Below are 18,072 nucleotides of genomic sequence, written 5' to 3'. Positions count from 1 at the left end.
CTCTGACCGACGAAAAGGCGGGCACTCCCATTGCGAGGAGTGCCCGCTTTTTCGGCGTCATAAGGGCTGCGGGGCTCAGATGTCGAGGCCGAGCAGCGCGTTCTCGACCACTTCGGCCAGGGCCGGGTGGATCCAGTACTGGCCGCGCGCCATGTCCTGAGCTGACAAACCGAAGCTCATCGCCTGAATGAGCGGCTGGATGACGGTCGGAGCCTGCGTACCCATGACGTGGGCGCCGAGGATGCGTCCGGTGCCGCGCTCGGCGATCACCTTGCAGATGCCCTCCTGATCCTCCATCGCCCAGCCGTACGCGACGTCGCCGTAAGCCTGCACCTTGACGGTGATGTCGAGCCCGGCGTCGCGAGCCTGCTTCTCCGTCATTCCGACGTCGGCGATCTGCGGGTCGGTGAACACGGCTGCCGGTACGAAGCGGTGATCGGTGCTGCGAAGCCCGGACGTGTCCTTCCACGCGTCCTGGAGCAGGTTGTGCTGAACAACGCGCGCTTCATGGTTGGCGACGTGCTTGAGCTGGTACGGCGAGGAGACGTCACCGAGTGCGAAGACGCCCTCGGCGGTGGTGCGTTGGTATTCGTCGACCACGATCGAGCCCTTGTCGTCGAGTTCGACGCCGGCCTTGTCGAGACCGAGTAGGTCACCGTTCGGCTGACGACCCACCGCGACGAGGAGAACGTCACCGGAAACGACTGTGCCGTTTGCCAGTTCGACGGCGATGTTGTCGCCGTCGCCGCGTACCGACGTGAGGGGGGCGCCCAGATGGACGTCCCACTTCTGTTCGGCCAACTCGGTGAAGCGCTCGGAGATCTCGTCGTCGAGGTGCCGCAGCAGTCGCTGGCTGCGACCGATGATCGACACGCGAGAACCCAACGCGGAGAACACGTGTGCGAACTCGGTGGCGATGAATCCGGAGCCGACGATCACGAGGTGCTCGGGAAGTTCGGGCAGTCGCATGATGTCTTCGTTGGTGTAGTACTTCACACCACTCGACGCGATCTCGTCCGGGATGATCGGACGCGAACCGGCTGCGATGACCACCTGGTCAGCGGTGATCGTCTCGCCGGTTCCGGTGTCGATCGTCTTGTCGCCGGTGAACGTGGCGTGGCCGCGGTAGACGGTGGTGTTGGGACTGTCTTCGCTGCGGTACCGCTCACCACCTGCAGAAATGGGATCGATGCGGCCGAAGACACGCTTGACGATGTCGGACCAACGAACGCCGTCGAGCGTGGCGTCGACGCCGTACTTCTCGGCAGTGGTGACGGTGCGTGCCACCTCGGCGGCGTAGACGAACATCTTGGTCGGGATACACCCGACATTGAGGCACGTTCCGCCGAAGGTGCCCTCTTCGAGGATTGCGATCTTCTTGCCGTCGAACCGCTCGTCTGGCAGCGAGTTTCCGGATCCGCTGCCGATGATTGCAAGGTCGTAGTGCGTCACTGCGCGATCTCCTGTGTGTTGCTTGCTGTGCTTGCCGGACTTTCTGCGGCCGGCGTGAGGTGGCCGTCGAGCCACTCCAACCACAGGTCGAGTTCGGAAAAGGCTGTGGCCAAGGGCTTCTCGGTCGAAAGGAACACGTCGTGACGGGCGCCGTCGATCGGGACGATGGTGGTGCGATCGCCGAGGCAACCGGCCCAACGTGCGATCTGCTTGACGTCGAGCACGGAATCGGCGAGGTCGACGCTCGGGTTGTACGCCTTCGCGAACTGCGACTTCTTCGAGCGCAGAATCAGCGCGGGCACTCCGATGTCTAGGCCGCGGTGAAGTTTTGCGTGACCCGCTCGGACGGCCCGCATCCAGCCGAAGGTAACGGGGCAGCCTGCCAGTGGCTTCCAGTCGAGGTTGTAATCCCAGACGCCGTTGGCCGAAACATGAAGACTGGAACCGTAAGTCGGTAGCCCAGTTCCCGGGATCACCGTCTTCGCCGATACCCGTCCGAGCGCATCGATCGCCGTAGTACCGACGTTGCGCACCACTGAGGGACCCTGAAGGTCGAACCAGGGGCTGTTGAGTACCAGCCCGCAGATTCCGGCGCCGTCGCTGCCACCGGGCTTGCGCTGCAAACGGTTCAGCCAGAGCGGAACGATCAGACCGCCGGTGGAGTGCGCCATGAGCAGCACCTCGCTGCCCTCGGTCTCGCTGCGGACGATGCGCAGCGCTTCGTTCAGTTCGGCGTCGTAGAGCGCAAGGTCGGAGACGTAATGAGCTGTGTGCCCCGGTTTGAGGGAGCGGCCGCACTTACGCAGGTCGAGTGCGAAGAAGGCGTAACCCTGCTCGGCAAAGTGCTCGGCGAGGTGCTTCTGGAAGAAGTAATCGGTGAAGCCGTGCACGTACAAAACGGCACGGTGTGTCTTCACCGCCTCCTTCTGTGGTTGGTAGCGGACCAGTGTTGCGTCCACCTCGCCTTCGCCGTCCGGATCCGTTCCGAGCGGGATCGTCAGCTGCTGATATCCGTCACCGAGGACGTCTGGAACCCAAGTAGTCACAAATCACAATCTAATCGTCGTTTCGAGTGCGCGTTGTAGAGCACAATTGGGGGTGGTGAACCGCGCGTGTACGCACGGGTAACCTATTCGGCGTAACACAGCAGGCGGATGCGCGCACGGCTAATGACAAGGAAGTCGATTCTCCAGTGTCGAATCAGAACGCGGTAGAGACGAAGACGGATGTAGTGCTCGTGGGCGCAGGCATCATGAGCGCCACGCTGGGTGCATTGCTGCGCCAGCTGCAGCCCGATTGGTCGATCTCGACCTTCGAGCGGCTCGATGCCGTCGCAGCCGAGAGCAGCGACCCCTGGAACAACGCGGGAACCGGTCACTCAGCCCTGTGTGAGCTCAATTACACACCTGAGAACTCGGACGGCACGGTCGACATCAAGAAGGCCGTCAACGTCAACGAGCAGTTCCAGGTGTCACGCCAGTTCTGGGCACACGCGGTAGAGCAGGGCATCCTGACACAGCCCAAGGAATTCATCAACCCCATCGCGCACGTGAGCTTCGTTCACGGTGAGGCCAACGCCAAGTACCTCCGTGCTCGTTACGACGCACTTGCCGGCCACACGCTCTTCCGCGGTATGGAGTACATCGACGATCCGGCCGAGTTCAGCAAGCGTTTGCCGCTCATGGCCAAGGGACGCGACTTCTCCGATCCCATCGCCCTGAACTGGAGCCAGGACGGCACCGACGTCGATTTCGGAGCGCTCACCAAGCAGCTCATCGGCTACATCGGCAAGACCGGCGGCAAGATGTACTTCGGCCACGAGGTCACCAACCTGACCCAGAACTCGGACAAGTCCTGGACCGTCAAGGTCACCAACCGTCGCACCGGTGAAAAGCGCACCGTTCGCTCGCGCTTCGTGTTCGTCGGTGCCGGTGGCGGCGCCCTGCACCTGCTGCAGAAGTCGGGCATCAAGGAAGCCAAGGGCTTCGGTGGCTTCCCGGTCAGCGGTGCCTTCCTGCGATGCACCAACCCCGAACTCATCGACCAGCACAGCGCCAAGGTCTACGGCAAGGCTGCCGTTGGCGCCCCGCCCATGTCGGTGCCTCACCTGGACACCCGTGTCATCGGCAACAAGCCGGGTCTGCTGTTCGGTCCCTACGCTGGTTGGTCGCCGAAGTTCCTCAAGCAGGGTCGCGTCACGGACCTGCCCGGCTCGGTCAAGCCGAACAACATCCTCTCGATGCTCGGTGTCGGTGTCAGCGAGCTCGGCCTGGTCAAGTACCTGGTCAGCGAGCTTGCCAAGAACGAAGCCGGTCGCATCTGGGATCTGCGTGAGTTCGCGCCCAAGGCGCAGGCCCAGGACTGGGAACTCATCACCGCGGGCCAGCGCGTCCAGGTGATCCGCCGTGCCAAGGGCAAGGGTGGTGTCCTCGAATTCGGTACCGCTGTGGTCGCCGCTGAGGACGGTTCCATCGCCGGCCTGCTCGGTGCTTCGCCCGGTGCGTCCACGGCCGTCCCGGCGATGCTGGACGTACTCGAGCGCTGCTTCCCGACCGAGTTCCAGGGTTGGAAGGGCAAGCTCCGCGAGATGGTTCCGTCCATCGGCGTCAAGCTCACCGACAACGAAGGCCTGTTCAACCAGGTCTGGGATTGGTCCTCGAAGGTTCTCGAGCTCGATTCCGCCGGTGCTTCCGAATCGGCTCCGGTCGCGGATACCGCCGCGACTGTGTGATAGTCCAACCCATGACGGCAACAGCAGCTTTGAAGCGTTCATGGGCACTCGATCTCGACAACAAGACGTTCTACGAGTTGTTGAAGCTTCGAGTGGAGGTCTTTGTCGTCGAGCAGGCTTGCCCGTATCCCGAGTTGGACGGGCGGGACCTGCTGACGGAAACACGCCACTTCTGGCTCGAGCAGGACGGCCAGGTGGTGTGCACGCTCCGGCTGCTCGAAGAGCACGACGACGGAAACAAGAGCTTCCGAATCGGACGCCTGTGCACGTCGCGTCAGGCTCGCGGCCAGGGCCACACGACCCGCCTCCTGCAGGCCGCACTGGCCGAGGTCGGCGAAGCGCCGTGTCGGATCAACGCCCAGACCTACTTGGTCGAGATGTACGCCAAGCACGGATTCAAGGCTGACGGCGAAGAGTTCATCGAAGACGGCATCCCGCACACCCCGATGCGTCGTGGTGGGGGAGAGCCTTTCGTGGCCGTCAGCTAGTTTGTCGGAGAATTGACCCTGGTCGGCTCGTGGGAAAGCGAGCCGACTAGGGTTTTTTCGATACCGAATGTTCGCGGGGAAGTCCTGTTCGATCCAGGCGCGGTCCCGCCACTGTGAAAGATCTCTCCTCTACCGATAAACCGGGAGATCTCAGCCAGGTTGCCGCGACATTCGAGTGCAGCCAAATTCTCGGCGAGGAAACCGAGAGGTGGAGGGATATCGACGTGCGAAGTGAAGAAGATCGACCAGTGGCGGGCTTCCCGTTCAGTGCTGTGGTCGGCCAGGATCAATTGCGATTGGCGCTGATCCTGTGTGCGGTGCATCCAGGGATCGGCGGGGTCTTGGTCCGCGGTGAGAAGGGAACTGCCAAGTCGACGGTCGTGCGCGCGCTGACTGCGCTGCTGCCCGCGGTCGACGACGCCGGAACGACACGACCGGCCCGCTTGGTCGAACTGCCCGTAGGCGCCACCGAAGACCGGGTGATCGGTTCGATCGACCTGGAGAAGGTTCTGCGTGACGGTGAGCGCGCATTCCAACCTGGACTGCTCGCCGCCGCTCACCAGGGTGTTCTGTACGTCGACGAGGTGAATCTGCTTCACGACCACCTGGTCGACGTGCTTCTCGACGCCGCGGCGATGGGCCGGGTTCACATCGAGCGTGACGGCATCTCCCATTCGCATCCGGCCAAGTTCGTACTCGTCGGCACGATGAATCCCGAAGAGGGAGAACTGCGTCCGCAACTTCTGGACCGTTTCGGTCTGGCTGTCGACGTCGCCGCGTCCCGCGACGTCGACATTCGCATGGAAGTGGTGCGTCGCCGACTCGACTACGAGCGTGACCCCGATGCATTTGTCGCTCGGTACGTATCCGCCGATGAGGAGTTGGCGTCCGAAATCCTCACGGCGCGTGAGAAATTGGACTCGGTCGAGCTGAGCAACCGCGAACTGCGTCGTATCGCCTCGCTGTGTGCGTCGTTCGACGTCGACGGTATGCGCGCGGACTTGGTGCTGGCGCGCACCGCGACGGCCCACGCTGCCTGGCGCGGCGACAGTGAAGTCACTGCGGAGGACGTACGAGTAGCGGCGGAACTGACGCTGCCGCATCGCCGCCGCCGCGATCCGTTCGACGAGCCCGGCTTGGATCAGCAGCAGTTGGACGATGCGCTCGAGCAGGCCGACCAGGATGCTCAGTCGCAGGTAGAGGACGACGCGCGCGACGGAGAGCCCGAACCTCCCGAGAATCACGAAGACCGTGGCCCGGAAGATGGCGGCTCCGATGACGGCGGTCCCGGACACGAAGGGCCGGACGACGACGGGCCTGACGACGACGGCCCGGACGACCCTGACGGACCTGGTGGGGGAGTACGCGCCACCGATCGCCCCTCGGCTCCACCGGCCGGCGAATTCAAGGCCAAGCTCCTCGAAGTTCCGGGAGTCGGTGAAGGTGCACCGGGACGACGCTCGCGGTCCATGTCGTCCCGTGGACGAGTTGTGCGGTCCACGCGGGAGCGTGGGCACGGATTGCATCTGACGAGCACGGTGTTTGCCGCAGCCGAGTCTCAAGTTGCCCGTGGTCGCACTGCTGGACGGTTGCGGCTGGCACCCGCTGATCTCCGCGGCGCGATACGTGAAGGGCGAGAAGGCAATCTGATCGTCTTCGTTGTCGACGCGTCGGGGTCGATGGCAGCACGCGACCGCCTCTCCGCGGTCACCGGTGCGGTTGTCTCGTTGCTTCGCGACGCCTATCAGCGCCGCGACAAGGTCGCCGTCATCACCGTCCGTGGTCGTGAAGCGGAGCTCGTACTGCCGCCGACATCTTCGGTGGACATCGCTGTCCGTCGCTTGCAGTCGATGCGTACCGGCGGCAAATCCCCACTCGCAGAGGGATTCCTGCGTGCTCGCGAAGTGGTTCTGCGTGAACGACTTCGTGACCCGCAGCGTCGCGCCCTCGTCGTCACACTCACCGACGGCCGGGCAACCGGCGGCAAGGACGCGCTGCACCGCGCCCGCGTCGCCGCGCATCTTCTCGCCGACGCGTCCGTCGCGTCCATCGTCGTCGACTGCGAGACCGGCCTCGTGCGTCTGGGGCTGGCGGCCGAGTTGGCGCGAGAACTACGTGGCGGATACGTCCGCCTCGCCGAATTGTCAGCGCAGCAGGTCGCGGGTGTCGTCCGCGCCGCAGCCTAGATCCCAGCTCAGGAGTTCACGATGCCCAAGGGTGTTCCCGAGACAGTTCCCGACGACGGTCTGACCACGCGTCAGCGTCGTAACGCGCCGGTACTTGCCGTGCACACCGGCCCGGGAAAGGGTAAGTCCACCGCCGCTTTCGGCATGGCGCTGCGTGCCTGGAATCAGGGGTTCGACATCGGCGTGTTCCAGTTCGTGAAGAGTGCCAAGTGGAAGGTCGGAGAGGAAGCCGCGTTCCGCGCGCTCGGAAACCTGCACGACGAAACCGGCGTCGGTGGGCCGGTGCAGTGGCACAAGATGGGCGAAGGTTGGTCATGGACACGCAAGGCCGGTAGCGAGGAAGATCATGCTGCTGCCGCTGCGGAGGGTTGGCAGGAGATCGCGAGAAGGCTTGCGAGCGAGGAACATCGATTCTATGTCCTCGACGAGTTCACCTATCCGCTCAAGTGGGGCTGGGTCGACGTCGACGAGGTCGTGCAGACACTGCGCGATCGTCCGGGCAACCAGCACGTTGTCATCACGGGACGCGACGCCCCGCAGGCGTTGATCGACGCCGCCGACCTCGTGACCGAGATGACCAAGATCAAGCACCCGATGGATGCCGGCCGAAAGGGCCAACGGGGCATCGAATGGTAAGTCCTTCCACTCCGGCCGTGGTGATCGCCGCTCCTGCCTCGGGTAGCGGAAAGACCACGGTGGCAACGGGATTGATCGGCGCGCTGCGACGGTCCGGTAGCAGCGTTGCACCCTTCAAGGTGGGGCCGGACTACATCGACCCGGGTTATCACGGACTCGCGGCAGGGCGGCCCGGACGCAACCTCGACACTGTTCTGGTGGGCCCGGATCGCATCGGACCGCTCTACCGGCATGGAACCGCTGGTTGCGACATCGCCGTGGTCGAAGGCGTCATGGGTCTGTTCGACGGGAAGATCGACGAGGCAAACTCGCAGCCGTCGGCGGAGGGATCGACGGCGCAGGTCGCGTCGATCCTCGGTTCGCCGGTAGTCCTCGTGATCGACGCCCGTGGGCACAGTCAGAGTCTGGCCGCCGTACTCCACGGCTTCGCGACCTACGACGCAGGTGTGCGCATCGGCGGCGTCATTCTCAATCGCGTCGGGAGCGCTCGTCACGAGCAGGTGTTGCGTCATGCGTGCGACAAGGTCGGCGTCGCAGTGCTCGGGGTTGTGCCACGGTTGACGGAACTCGAAGTTCCCTCCCGGCATCTCGGCCTGATTCCGGCGGCCGAGCACGGCGCCGCCGCTGTGGCCGCAGTGGACGCGATGTCCGATTTGATTGCCTCGCACGTCGATCTGGGTGCTGTTCGCGCACTCGCCGCCTCGAACGTGAGTGCAGCTGCATGGGATCCGGTTGCCGAGGTCGGCGCACACGCAGAGTCTCGGCCTGTGGTTGCCATGGCGGGTGGCCCGGCCTTCACCTTCGGCTACGCCGAGCACCGGGAGCTGTTGACTGCTGCCGGCGCGGACGTGCAGGTGTTCGACCCGTTGCGGGACGAGCTTCCTGCGGGAACTGCCGCTCTGGTCCTTCCCGGTGGCTTCCCGGAAGAACACGCGGTAGACCTTGCGGCCAATACCGTACTGCTGCAGCAGGTTCGCGATCTGGCGGACGGCGGTGCACCGATCCATGCAGAGTGTGCCGGTCTGCTCTACCTCGCTCGCAGCTTGGACGGTCACAGCATGGCCGGTGTGGTCGGAGTGGATGCGACGTTCGGGAAACGCCTGACCCTCGGGTATCGCGAAGCAGTCGCGATCAGCGACTCCAGCCTCTTCGGCGCAGGCTCCCGCGTCACCGGTCACGAGTTCCACCGAACGTCTCTCGTCTCGGCAGACGCGGACGGTTGCGGAAGTGCGTGGGGGTGGCGGCCCTGGGACGGCGGCAGTGTCCGCGAAGGGTTTGTTCGCGGTGGCGTCCACGCGTCGTATCTCCACACTCATCCGGTGGGGCAGCCCGAATCGATCGCGAAGTTCGTCGATGCCGCACGGCGATGACCTCTGTATAGGCGTGGGATTCACGACGAGTGTCACCGCGAAGGACATCGTCGCTGCGGTGAAGGCTGTGCCCGCGGCGCAAGGGAAGATCGTGGTACTCGCCACTGTGGCGGCAAAAGCTGAGTCTTCGGCTCTTCTGACAGCGGCCCATGAACTGAACGTCCCGATTGTGAGTTTCGCCCCGGACGTACTTGCGCGAGTTCAAGTTCCGTCACCATCGCCTCGCGTCGAGAACGCCGTCGGAACGGCAAGCGTCGCGGAAGCGGCTGCGATCCTCGCGTCCGGGGGCGGCCGACTTGTGCTGGCCAAGACTGCCAGGGATGGAGTGACCGTGGCCGCGGCCCGTAAAGTTCCCTCCAGCTTGACCAATTCTGACAACGAAACGGAGTGCGAGTGAGCGAGTCCACCGCAGACGAGACCAACTACCTGGTCGGCCTCAACCTGACCGATCGACGCGTGGTCGTGTTCGGTGGCGGCACTGTGGCTCAGCGCCGACTCGGACTGCTGGTCGCCTCTGGTGCCCGCGTTCACGTCATCAGTCGCGCGTTCACTCCAGCCGTCGAAGGTATGGCCACTGCCGGTCAGATCACGGTCGAAGAGCGTCCGTACGCCGACGGCGACCTCGAAGGTGCGTGGTACGCCATCGCCTCGACCGACGAGCCGGAAACCAATGCGGCGATCGTCGCCGAAGCGGAGCGTCGCCACATCTTCTGCGTGCGCGCCGACAACGCGAAGCACGGCACCGCCGTCACTCCCGCCAGCGCCGAGTACGACGGTATGAGCATCGGAATTCTGGCGGGCGGCGATCACCGTCGTTCGGCAGCGGTCCGCACCGCCGTCGTCGAAGGTCTTCAGTCGGGCGTGCTCGCCGATACGGCCGAGCCTGCCGCTGCGAGTGTTGCTCTCGTCGGTGGTGGCCCCGGTGATCCCGATCTGATCACCGTGCGCGGACGCCGTTTGCTCGCCCGCGCCGACGTCGTCGTGGCCGACCGATTGGCTCCGCCGGAGTTGCTCGCCGAACTGGGTCCGGACGTAGAGGTGATCGACGCCGCGAAGATCCCGTACGGCCGTGCCATGGCTCAGGAGGCCATCAACGCCGCGCTGATCGACAACGCGAAGGCAGGCAAGTTCGTGGTCCGCCTCAAGGGCGGGGACCCGTACGTCTTCGGACGGGGATACGAAGAACTCGAAGCGTGTGCCGCTGCCGGCGTTCCGGTGACCGTAGTGCCCGGAATCACGAGCGCGATCTCGGTCCCGTCGGCCGCAGGCATCCCGGTCACCCACCGCGGCGTCACCCACGAGTTCGTCGTCGTCAGTGGGCACGTGCCTCCGGATCATCCGGATTCGCTGGTCGACTGGTCGGCGCTGGCCAAGTTGCGCGGCACGATCGTGCTGCTCATGGCGGTCGAGCGCATCGATCAGTTCGCGAAGGCACTCGTCGACGGTGGACGCCCGGCAACCACGCCGGTCACCGTCATCCAAGAGGGCACGCTGCGCACTCAGCGTGAACTTCGGGCCGATCTGGCGACCGTTGCTCAGCGCGTCAAGGACGAGGAGATCAAGCCTCCGGCGATCATCGTGATCGGGCCGGTCGCGGGCTTTTCCGTCGACGCTGGGTAACGTGAAGTCTTGTGTCTGATTCCCCAACATCTGAAACCGCTTCGGCGAATGCCCCGGTAGCGACTCGAGTCATCGGGCTCGCCATCATCGTCCTGAGTGGTTTGCAGATGATGGTGGTGCTCGACGGCACCGTCGCGAACCTCGCGCTGGCGCCATTGCAGGCAGACCTCGGGCTGAGCGACAGTGGTCGCAACTGGGTGTTGACCTCGTACGCGCTTGCGTTTGGTGGGCTCATGCTCCTCGGTGGTCGGCTCGGCGACGCGTTCGGACGCAAGAAGATGTTCATCGCGGGAGTCTCGCTGTTCACGGTGGCGTCGTTGCTCTGTGGACTCGCCCTGAACGAGGGCATGTTGATCGCAGCGCGGGCGCTTCAAGGTGTCGGCGCAGCCGTGGCGTCGCCCACTGCCTTCGCCCTTGTTGCCACGACTTTCGCCGCGGGTCCGGCTCGTAATCAGGCCATCGCGATTTTTGCCGCCATGACGGGCGTCGGATCGATCGCCGGTCTGATCATCGGCGGCGCATTGACCGAGGTGTCGTGGCGTCTGATCTTCCTCATCAACGTCCCGATCGGCATCGCGCTCGTCGGCATGGCGTTCCGCGCCCTTCGCGAGACGAATCAGACGCGTCTGGCTTTGGATGTCCCCGGCGCGATCCTCGCGACCCTCGGTTGTACCGGTGTTGTTTTTGCTCTCACCGAAGGCCCGGAAATGGGATGGGGGAGCATCGCCGTCATCGGTGCATTGGCGGCCGGATTGGTCGCCCTCGCCGCCTTCCTCTTTGTCGAGCGAACTGCAGACAACCCGCTCTTGCCCTTCTCGTTGTTCGCCGATCGCAACCGTGTCGCGACGTTCCTCGCCATCTTCTTCGTCGGTGGCGCGATGTTCAGCATGACGGCCTTCGTCGCACTGTTCGTGCAGGACATCATGCAGTATTCGCCGTTGCGTGCCGGTATCGCGTTCATTCCGTTCGCGTTCGGATTGGGCGCCGCCGCGTCGGTTGCTTCCAAGCTCGCCGTGAAGGTTCAACCCCGCTGGCTGGTCCTCACCGGCGTCGTGATCATGATCGTCGGACTCCTCTACGGCTCTACTCTCGATTCCGACTCCACCTACCTGGCCAACTTGTTCGCGCCCGTGATCGGGATCGGATTCGGTATCGGCCTCGCGATGGTGCCCTTGCCACTGTGCGCGATCGCCGGTGTCCCGGAGACCGAGATCGGCCCGCTGACCGCAATCTCCCAAGTTGCCCAGACGCTCGGTGGACCATTGGCGCTGTCGGTGATCGGTGCAATGGCGACGTCCAAGACGCTCTCGCTCGGCGGCACTTCGGGCAAGGCAGCGGACATGAATCCGGCGCAATTGATTGCACTCGGAGAGGGGTACACCTTCGCACTTGTGGGCTGCGCGGTCTGCGCCGTGTTCGCCGGTATCGCGGCGCTGTGCATCAGGTTCACACCTTCTCAGGTAGCCCAGGCACAGGCTGCGGAGAAGGCAGCTCAGGGAATCGCCTGATCAGTCCTGTTTTTCCGCTTCGCTAGCCGATACGATCGTTGCAGGACGTGCCGAGAGTCTCGACGGATCGGGGTGCCGTGATGCGGATCGCGGACATATTGCGAAACAAGGGCAACAGCATCGTCACGATCGACGCCCACACGACGGTCAACGGGCTGCTGTGCGATCTTGCCCGCCACAACATCGGAGCCATGGTGGTGGTCGACGACGACGCGGTGGTCGGCATCATCTCCGAACGCGATGTCGTTCGACGCCTGCACGAGCGTGGCCCGGACCTTCTCGGGATCCAGGTTTCCGAGGTCATGACCGCTCTGATGTACACGTGCGTTCCGGCAGACGCGGTGGACAGCATTGCCGCGATCATGACCGAGCGTCGAATCCGGCATCTGCCGGTGATCGAGGACGGCAACCTCCTCGGCATCGTCAGTATCGGTGACGTGGTGAAGAGCCGCATCGACGAGCTCAAGAGCGAACGCGATCAGCTCGAGTCGTACATCGATCAGGGCTGATCGATAGGTTGTCGCACGGTGACTACTCTCGTGTGATGGCCGCATTCCAGGAATCGACAGCAGACACGGTCACCATCGTGGCCGGCCTCGAGAGCACGTTCGCCGACGAACTCGGCGCTCTGACGGTGCCGTGGCAAGGTGCTGCCGCCCCTGACCCGCAGTTGCTCGTGGTGAACGAGCAGCTGGCTGCGTCGTTGAGATTGGACGTAGCAGCGCTGCGAAGTGTGGACGGGATCGGCGTCCTGTCCGGGTCGACGGTGCCGGTCGGGGCCACACCGGTGGCGATGGCGTATGCGGGTCATCAGTTCGGTGGGTACGCACCGATTCTCGGGGACGGTCGGGCGTTGTTACTCGGCGAACTCGTCAGCAGTGCCGGGCAGCGAGTGGACTTGCATCTGAAAGGCTCCGGGCGCACACCGTTCTCTCGGGGCGGCGACGGGTACGCGGTTGTCGGGCCGATGCTGCGCGAATATCTGGTCAGTGAGGCGATGTATGCCCTCGGTGTCCCCACTACGCGCGCGCTGTCTGTCGTGGCGACGGGACGGGACGTTCGCCGCAACGGCGCAGAACCCGGTGCCGTGCTTGCACGGATCGCGTCGAGTCACCTACGCGTTGGGACCTTCGAGTTCGCGGCCCGGCAGGGCGAGGTCTTGCAGCCGCTCACCGACTACGCGATCGCCCGGCACTACCCGGAGCTGACCGAACTTCCGTCAACGGGTACACACAATCGCTATCTGAGGTTCCTCGAGGCGGTCGTCGAGGCGCAGGCGTCACTGGTGGCGAGGTGGATGCTCATCGGTTTCGTGCACGGGGTCATGAACACCGACAACACGACAATTTCGGGAGAGACCATCGATTACGGTCCGTGCGCCTTCCTCGACGCATTCGATCCGGCGGCAGTGTTCAGCTCGATCGACCACGGGGGCCGCTATGCGTTCGGCAATCAGCCCGCTGTACTGAAGTGGAATCTTGCGCGCTTGGCAGAAACACTGTTGCCGCTGATCGATTCCGCACCCGACAATGCGATTTCCGCGGCGTCGGCAGTTCTCGAGACCTTCGACGAGCGCTACGAGGGACACTATGCTGCCGGTTTCGCGGAAAAGCTCGGTCTGGCCCAGCCGTTTGTCGATCGGGCGCTCGTCGACGATCTGCTGACGTTGTTGGCGGAACACGGTGCTGATTGGACGGGCAGTTTCCGCGCACTCGCCGACGAATTGCGTGGAAATTCGGCGCCCCTCGACGACCTCGTGCCACGGGACCACATCGCGTCCTGGTTGCAGCGGTGGCACAGGGCCCTGACGGACCAGGGGCGTGGGGCCGCGGAGACCGCGAGCGCGATGGATCGCGTCAACCCGCTGTACATTCCGCGTAATCATCGGCTCGACGCTGCCCTGCGCGCCGCGACCGACGGCGACCTCGCTCCATTCGAGAAGCTGCTGGAGGTTGTCACGCATCCATTCGACCGACGCGACGAGTGGGCTGACTACACCGAGGCGGCTCCGCGGTCTTTCAGCGAGACGTTCCAAACCTTCTGCGGCACTTGACAGACGAAGCCATCAATCCGTCAGGATGATCAGTTCACGCTCCGACGCGATTTCCACCCGCAGGCCGGCCTTCGACGCCACCCGCGCGACACCCTTGATGTCGGTCGGTTCGGCGCGCGAGACCACCAGCGCACGGGCGAGCAGACCCTTGTGGTGCTTGTTGAAATGACTGACCACCGTGCGACTGCCGTCCGGCTTCTCGGTGAGGACCGTTGCGATCAAGGCGTCCGGAACAGGTCCGAGGTCTTGGTAGGTACCCGATCGTAGATCGATGACAAGGCCGTCGGCTTCGGCGGCCAGGGCCTTCGGCAGCTCCGGCTTCCACAGCGAGCGCAGCGTCCCCATCCCCGGCAGCTTGGACCCGCCAGAGAGGCGGTAGGCGGGGATCAGATCTCCTGCGCGGACAGCACCGAACAGAGCGGAACCAATGGCGATCCGATCGAGCGCCTTCGCCTTCTGGGCGCGGGTGAACGACTTTGCGTCGAGGGCGTCGAAGAGCACGCCGGTGTAGCGCTGTAGTGCGGGCCGCGTCGCGGACACCCACAGCTTGGCATTGCGCTCCACTTCGTCTGCTTGCGTCGGGCCGAGCCCGAGCGCTGAGCACGACGCCTCGACGTCAGCGGCCAGATCGACCAGCGTCTGAACCAGCAATTCGCGCGTTTCGGTCAACTGTGGCATCGACAGTTCGGCCAGATCGAGGGGCGCATCCTTGCCGCCGTCGGACTTGGTTTCTGAGGGAGGCAGCAGTACAAGCACGCTGTAACCGTACCGAGGCCCGCTCGGCCGACTGCGGCGACTATCCTTACACCTCGTGATTACCCGTCTGTCCCACCTGTTCCTGCGTACCCTGCGTGACGATCCCTCGGACGCCGAAGTTGCCAGCCACAAACTGCTGGTTCGTGCCGGCTACGTGCGTCGTATCGCTCCAGGCGTCTACTCGTGGTTGCCGCTGGGATTGCGGGTGCTGCGCGAGGTAGAGCGTGTCGTCCGTGAAGAAATGAATGCAATTGGCGGACAGGAAATCCTGCTGCCTGCGCTGCTCCCGCGCGACCCCTACGAAGCGTCGAACCGCTGGACCGAGTACGGCCCCAACCTGTTCCGCCTCAAGGACCGCAAGGGCAACGACTACATGCTCGGCCCGACCCACGAGGAGCTCTTTGCTCTGACGGTCAAGGGCGAGTACAACTCCTACAAGGACTTCCCGGTCACCCTGTACCAGGTGCAGACCAAGTACCGCGACGAAGAGCGTCCGCGTGCCGGCATTCTGCGTGGCCGCGAGTTCCTCATGAAGGATTCCTACTCCTTCGACCTGACCGACGAAGGCCTGACGGAGTCGTACCAGGCGCATCGCGGCGCCTACGAGAAGATCTTCACGCGTCTGGGCGTCAAGTACGTCATCGTCTCGGCCACCTCCGGTGCGATGGGCGGCAGCGCGTCCGAGGAGTTCCTTGCCGAGAGCGAGATCGGCGAAGACACCTACGTCCGCTGCCTCGAATCCGGCTACGCCGCCAACGTCGAGGCCGTCAAGACTGTTGTTCCCGATTCGATTCCGTTCGACGGGCTGCCCGAAGCCAAGGTGTACGACACCGCGAACACACCCACCATCGACACCCTGGTGGACTGGGCGAACGGCGCTGATCTCGGCCGTACCGTCACCGCCGCCGACACTCTCAAGAACATCATGGTCAAGACCCGCCTGCCCGGCGGCGAGTGGGAACTGCTCGGTATCGGCATCCCCGGCGACCGTGAGGTCGACGAAAAGCGCCTCGAGGCTTCGCTGGAGCCGGCCGAGTTCGTGATGATCACCGAGACCGACTTCAAGAACAACCCGTTCCTGGCCAAGGGTTATATCGGCCCGAAGGCGCTGCAGGCCAACGGCGTTCGCTACCTTGTCGACCCGCGTGTCGTCGACGGCACCAGCTGGATCACCGGCGCCGACGAAGACGGCAAGCACGTGGTCGGCCTCGTTGCCGGTCGGGACTTCACCCCCGACGGAACCATCGAAGCCGCCGAGGTTCGTGACGGTGACGCCTCTCCGGATGGAGCCGGCACGCTGGTCTCGGCTCGCGGTATCGAGATCGGGCACGTCTTCCAGCTCGGCCGTAAGTACACCGACGTCTTCACCGTCGATGTCCTCGCCGAGAACGGCAAGCCCGTCCGCCCGACCATGGGTTCGTACGGCGTCGGCGTCTCGCGTCTGGTGGCCGTCATTGCCGAGCAGCACCATGACGAGAAGGGTCTGCGTTGGCCCGCTGAGGTCTCACCGGCCGACGTTTACCTCGTCATTGCGAACAAGGACGAGACCGCTCGCGAAGGCGCCGAAGGCCTCGCCGCGCAGCTCGACCGCGCGGGACTCGAAGTGATCCTCGACGACCGCAAGGCATCGCCGGGCGTGAAGTTCAAGGACTCCGAGCTGATCGGTGTTCCGCTGATCGTTGTCGTCGGCCGTGGTTGGGCAGACGGCAAGGTCGAGATTCGCGACCGCTTCACCGGCGAGAGCCGTGAGATCGACGCCAATTCAGCGATCGAGGAGATCATCGCCGCAGTTCGCGGCTGATTCGAATAGCTGTCCGGGCCGCCGCAGTCACCTTCCGAGGTGTCTGCGGCGGCCCTTCTTTTCTGCCACAATCGTGGCTATGGAACGCGAACCGGATTGGGCAGAAGTCGACGGCTATCTCGTTTCCACGTTGGTAGGTGAAGATCCGGTTCTCGACGCGGCACTCGCCGCCAATTCCGAGGCAGGTCTCCCGCCCATCGACGTGGCGCCGAACCAGGGCAAGCTCCTCAACCTTCTGGCGCGAATGTGCTTGGCGCGCAATGTTCTCGAGATCGGAACGCTCGGCGGATACAGCACGATCTGGCTCGCTCGCGCGGTCGGTCCCTCGGGCCAGGTCATCACGCTGGAATTCGATCCCACCCATGCGGATGTCGCTCGGGCGAATATCGAGCGTGCCGAACTGGCTGACCGTGTCGACATCCGCGTCGGCGCTGCGCTCGACAGTCTCCCGTTGATCGCGAAAGAAGAGTTGGGACCTTTCGACTTGGTCTTCATCGACGCCGACAAGGAGAACAACACCGAGTACGTGCGGTGGGCGTTGGCCCTTTCGCATCCCGGAACCGTCATCATCGTGGACAACGTGGTGCGTGGGGGACATGTGTCCAACCCGGATATCGACGACGAGCGCGTCAAAGCGAGTCGAGCGGTGTTGGAGATGATCGCGGCCGAGCCGAAACTCGACGGCACCGCCATTCAAACCGTGGGTTCGAAGGGATGGGACGGGTTTGCCGTTGCAGTAGTGAACGAGTGAGCGCAGACTCGAAGCGGTGAGGATGCTGGGGGTAGCAAAGGCGGCATGGCGATGGGTGCGCAGTGCTCCCGGTACCTACGTCTGGTTGCTGGCCCTGCTGTTCACCACGCTCTTCCTTCGGCATCTGCCCGACAATGTCGAGGAGCGTTTTCTCGGCAAGCGCTCGACCAATCTGCATCACCTGGCCGAAGACCCGCTGCGAGTCCTGTTCTCGAGTGCCTTCTGGCTCGAAGGTGGCGGTTGGTTGGGATACCTGGTTCTCTTCACCATCTTTCATGCAACGGCTGAGCGTTGGCTCGGGACGTGGCGGTGGCTGTGTGTTGTCGTCATCGCCCACGTCGGAGCCACGTACATCAGCGAAGGTGTTCTGTACGAAGGTATTCGGCACGGATACGTGGCGGAGTCGGCGGTCAACACTCTCGACGTGGGTGTGAGCTACGGTCTGGCGGGCATCATGGGGATTCTGGTGTACCGCATCGTCGATCCGTGGCGATACGTCTATCTCGCGGGGCTGTTGCTCTTCTACGGTGTACCTCTGATTTTCGCCACCAATTTCACCGCCATCGGCCACATGTCTGCGTTGTTGCTCGGGTTGGCGTGCTACCCGATCACGCGTGCTCGGGCGGGCACGTGGAATCCGATGGACCTGTGGCATTCGCGAAGAATCGCAGGTCTTCCATGAATCGCACCGCGGAAAGTTACCCGCTGGTAGTTTAGCGT

16 protein-coding genes are annotated in these 18,072 nt (G+C 64.0%); 13 read left to right on the top strand and 3 right to left on the bottom strand.

Annotated features, from left to right (window positions below; translation table 11 throughout):
• Positions 1 to 75: 75 nt before the first annotated feature.
• Complete coding sequence (gene mtr, locus RhoBH5_RS03175; protein ID WP_064112710.1) at positions 76 to 1,452, bottom strand: mycothione reductase; 1,377 nt, start codon at positions 1,450 to 1,452, stop codon at positions 76 to 78.
• The gene (locus tag RhoBH5_RS03170) at positions 1,449 to 2,498 is read right to left on the bottom strand and encodes an alpha/beta hydrolase (protein WP_064112711.1); all 1,050 of its coding nucleotides are present in this window, start codon (positions 2,496 to 2,498) and stop codon (positions 1,449 to 1,451) included. Before RhoBH5_RS03170 ends, mtr begins: the two co-directional genes overlap by 4 nt.
• Positions 2,499 to 2,644: 146 nt before the next feature.
• On the opposite strand from RhoBH5_RS03170, the gene mqo reads away from it, so the two are divergent.
• From mqo to RhoBH5_RS03120, 10 genes are all read left to right on the top strand, one after another.
• Positions 2,645 to 4,183: a malate dehydrogenase (quinone) gene (mqo, locus tag RhoBH5_RS03165; protein WP_270007938.1), complete on the top strand. Its 1,539-nt coding sequence runs from the start codon at positions 2,645 to 2,647 to the stop codon at positions 4,181 to 4,183.
• Between the two features lie 11 nt (positions 4,184 to 4,194).
• Entirely contained in the window at positions 4,195 to 4,671 is a 477-nt protein-coding gene (locus RhoBH5_RS03160) for a GNAT family N-acetyltransferase (RefSeq protein WP_003942808.1), read from the top strand.
• 224 nt (positions 4,672 to 4,895) lie between these two features.
• Positions 4,896 to 6,857 carry a magnesium chelatase subunit D family protein gene (locus RhoBH5_RS03155; protein ID WP_064112716.1) on the top strand — a complete coding sequence of 654 codons (1,962 nt, stop codon included), beginning with the start codon at positions 4,896 to 4,898 and terminating at the stop codon, positions 6,855 to 6,857.
• Positions 6,858 to 6,878: 21 nt separating this feature from the next.
• Positions 6,879 to 7,493 (top strand): cob(I)yrinic acid a,c-diamide adenosyltransferase, encoded by a 615-nt coding sequence (gene cobO / locus RhoBH5_RS03150; protein WP_003942784.1) that lies wholly within the window; start codon positions 6,879 to 6,881, stop codon positions 7,491 to 7,493.
• A complete protein-coding gene (locus RhoBH5_RS03145; protein ID WP_075832994.1) occupies positions 7,487 to 8,863 on the top strand; it encodes a cobyrinate a,c-diamide synthase in 1,377 nt (458 codons plus the stop codon). Before cobO ends, RhoBH5_RS03145 begins: the two co-directional genes overlap by 7 nt.
• A gap of 13 nt (positions 8,864 to 8,876) precedes the next feature.
• Positions 8,877 to 9,260 (top strand): cobalamin biosynthesis protein, encoded by a 384-nt coding sequence (locus tag RhoBH5_RS03140; RefSeq protein ID WP_003942729.1) that lies wholly within the window; start codon positions 8,877 to 8,879, stop codon positions 9,258 to 9,260.
• Positions 9,257 to 10,483 (top strand): uroporphyrinogen-III C-methyltransferase, encoded by a 1,227-nt coding sequence (gene cobA / locus RhoBH5_RS03135; RefSeq protein WP_270007937.1) that lies wholly within the window; start codon positions 9,257 to 9,259, stop codon positions 10,481 to 10,483. Before RhoBH5_RS03140 ends, cobA begins: the two co-directional genes overlap by 4 nt.
• An 11-nt stretch (positions 10,484 to 10,494) precedes the next feature.
• On the top strand, positions 10,495 to 11,991 hold the full coding sequence (locus tag RhoBH5_RS03130; protein WP_075832996.1) for an MFS transporter: 1,497 nt from the start codon (positions 10,495 to 10,497) through the stop codon (positions 11,989 to 11,991).
• 80 nt (positions 11,992 to 12,071) lie between these two features.
• Positions 12,072 to 12,500 carry a CBS domain-containing protein gene (locus RhoBH5_RS03125; RefSeq protein WP_007735005.1) on the top strand — a complete coding sequence of 143 codons (429 nt, stop codon included), beginning with the start codon at positions 12,072 to 12,074 and terminating at the stop codon, positions 12,498 to 12,500.
• Positions 12,501 to 12,535: 35 nt separating this feature from the next.
• On the top strand, positions 12,536 to 14,044 hold the full coding sequence (locus RhoBH5_RS03120) for a protein adenylyltransferase SelO (protein ID WP_270007936.1): 1,509 nt from the start codon (positions 12,536 to 12,538) through the stop codon (positions 14,042 to 14,044).
• Positions 14,045 to 14,056: 12 nt separating this feature from the next.
• Here RhoBH5_RS03120 and yaaA read toward each other — a convergent pair whose 3' ends face one another.
• Complete coding sequence (yaaA, locus tag RhoBH5_RS03115; protein WP_081557746.1) at positions 14,057 to 14,800, bottom strand: peroxide stress protein YaaA; 744 nt, start codon at positions 14,798 to 14,800, stop codon at positions 14,057 to 14,059.
• A gap of 55 nt (positions 14,801 to 14,855) precedes the next feature.
• Here yaaA and RhoBH5_RS03110 point away from each other — a divergent pair, with 55 nt between their 5' ends.
• The 3 genes from RhoBH5_RS03110 (at position 14,856) to RhoBH5_RS03100 (ending at position 18,034) form a co-directional block, all read left to right on the top strand.
• The gene (locus tag RhoBH5_RS03110) at positions 14,856 to 16,601 is read left to right on the top strand and encodes a proline--tRNA ligase (protein ID WP_042450750.1); all 1,746 of its coding nucleotides are present in this window, start codon (positions 14,856 to 14,858) and stop codon (positions 16,599 to 16,601) included.
• A gap of 79 nt (positions 16,602 to 16,680) precedes the next feature.
• Positions 16,681 to 17,352 carry an O-methyltransferase gene (locus RhoBH5_RS03105; protein ID WP_042450748.1) on the top strand — a complete coding sequence of 224 codons (672 nt, stop codon included), beginning with the start codon at positions 16,681 to 16,683 and terminating at the stop codon, positions 17,350 to 17,352.
• A 22-nt stretch (positions 17,353 to 17,374) separates the two neighbouring features.
• Entirely contained in the window at positions 17,375 to 18,034 is a 660-nt protein-coding gene (locus RhoBH5_RS03100; RefSeq protein WP_270008062.1) for a rhomboid-like protein, read from the top strand.
• Positions 18,035 to 18,072 lie beyond the last annotated feature (38 nt).

This window comes from Rhodococcus sp. BH5 (assembly GCF_027583855.1).
In the GTDB taxonomy this organism is placed as follows: domain Bacteria; phylum Actinomycetota; class Actinomycetes; order Mycobacteriales; family Mycobacteriaceae; genus Rhodococcus_F; species Rhodococcus_F qingshengii.
This window is presented reverse-complemented; position numbering and strand designations above follow the sequence as displayed.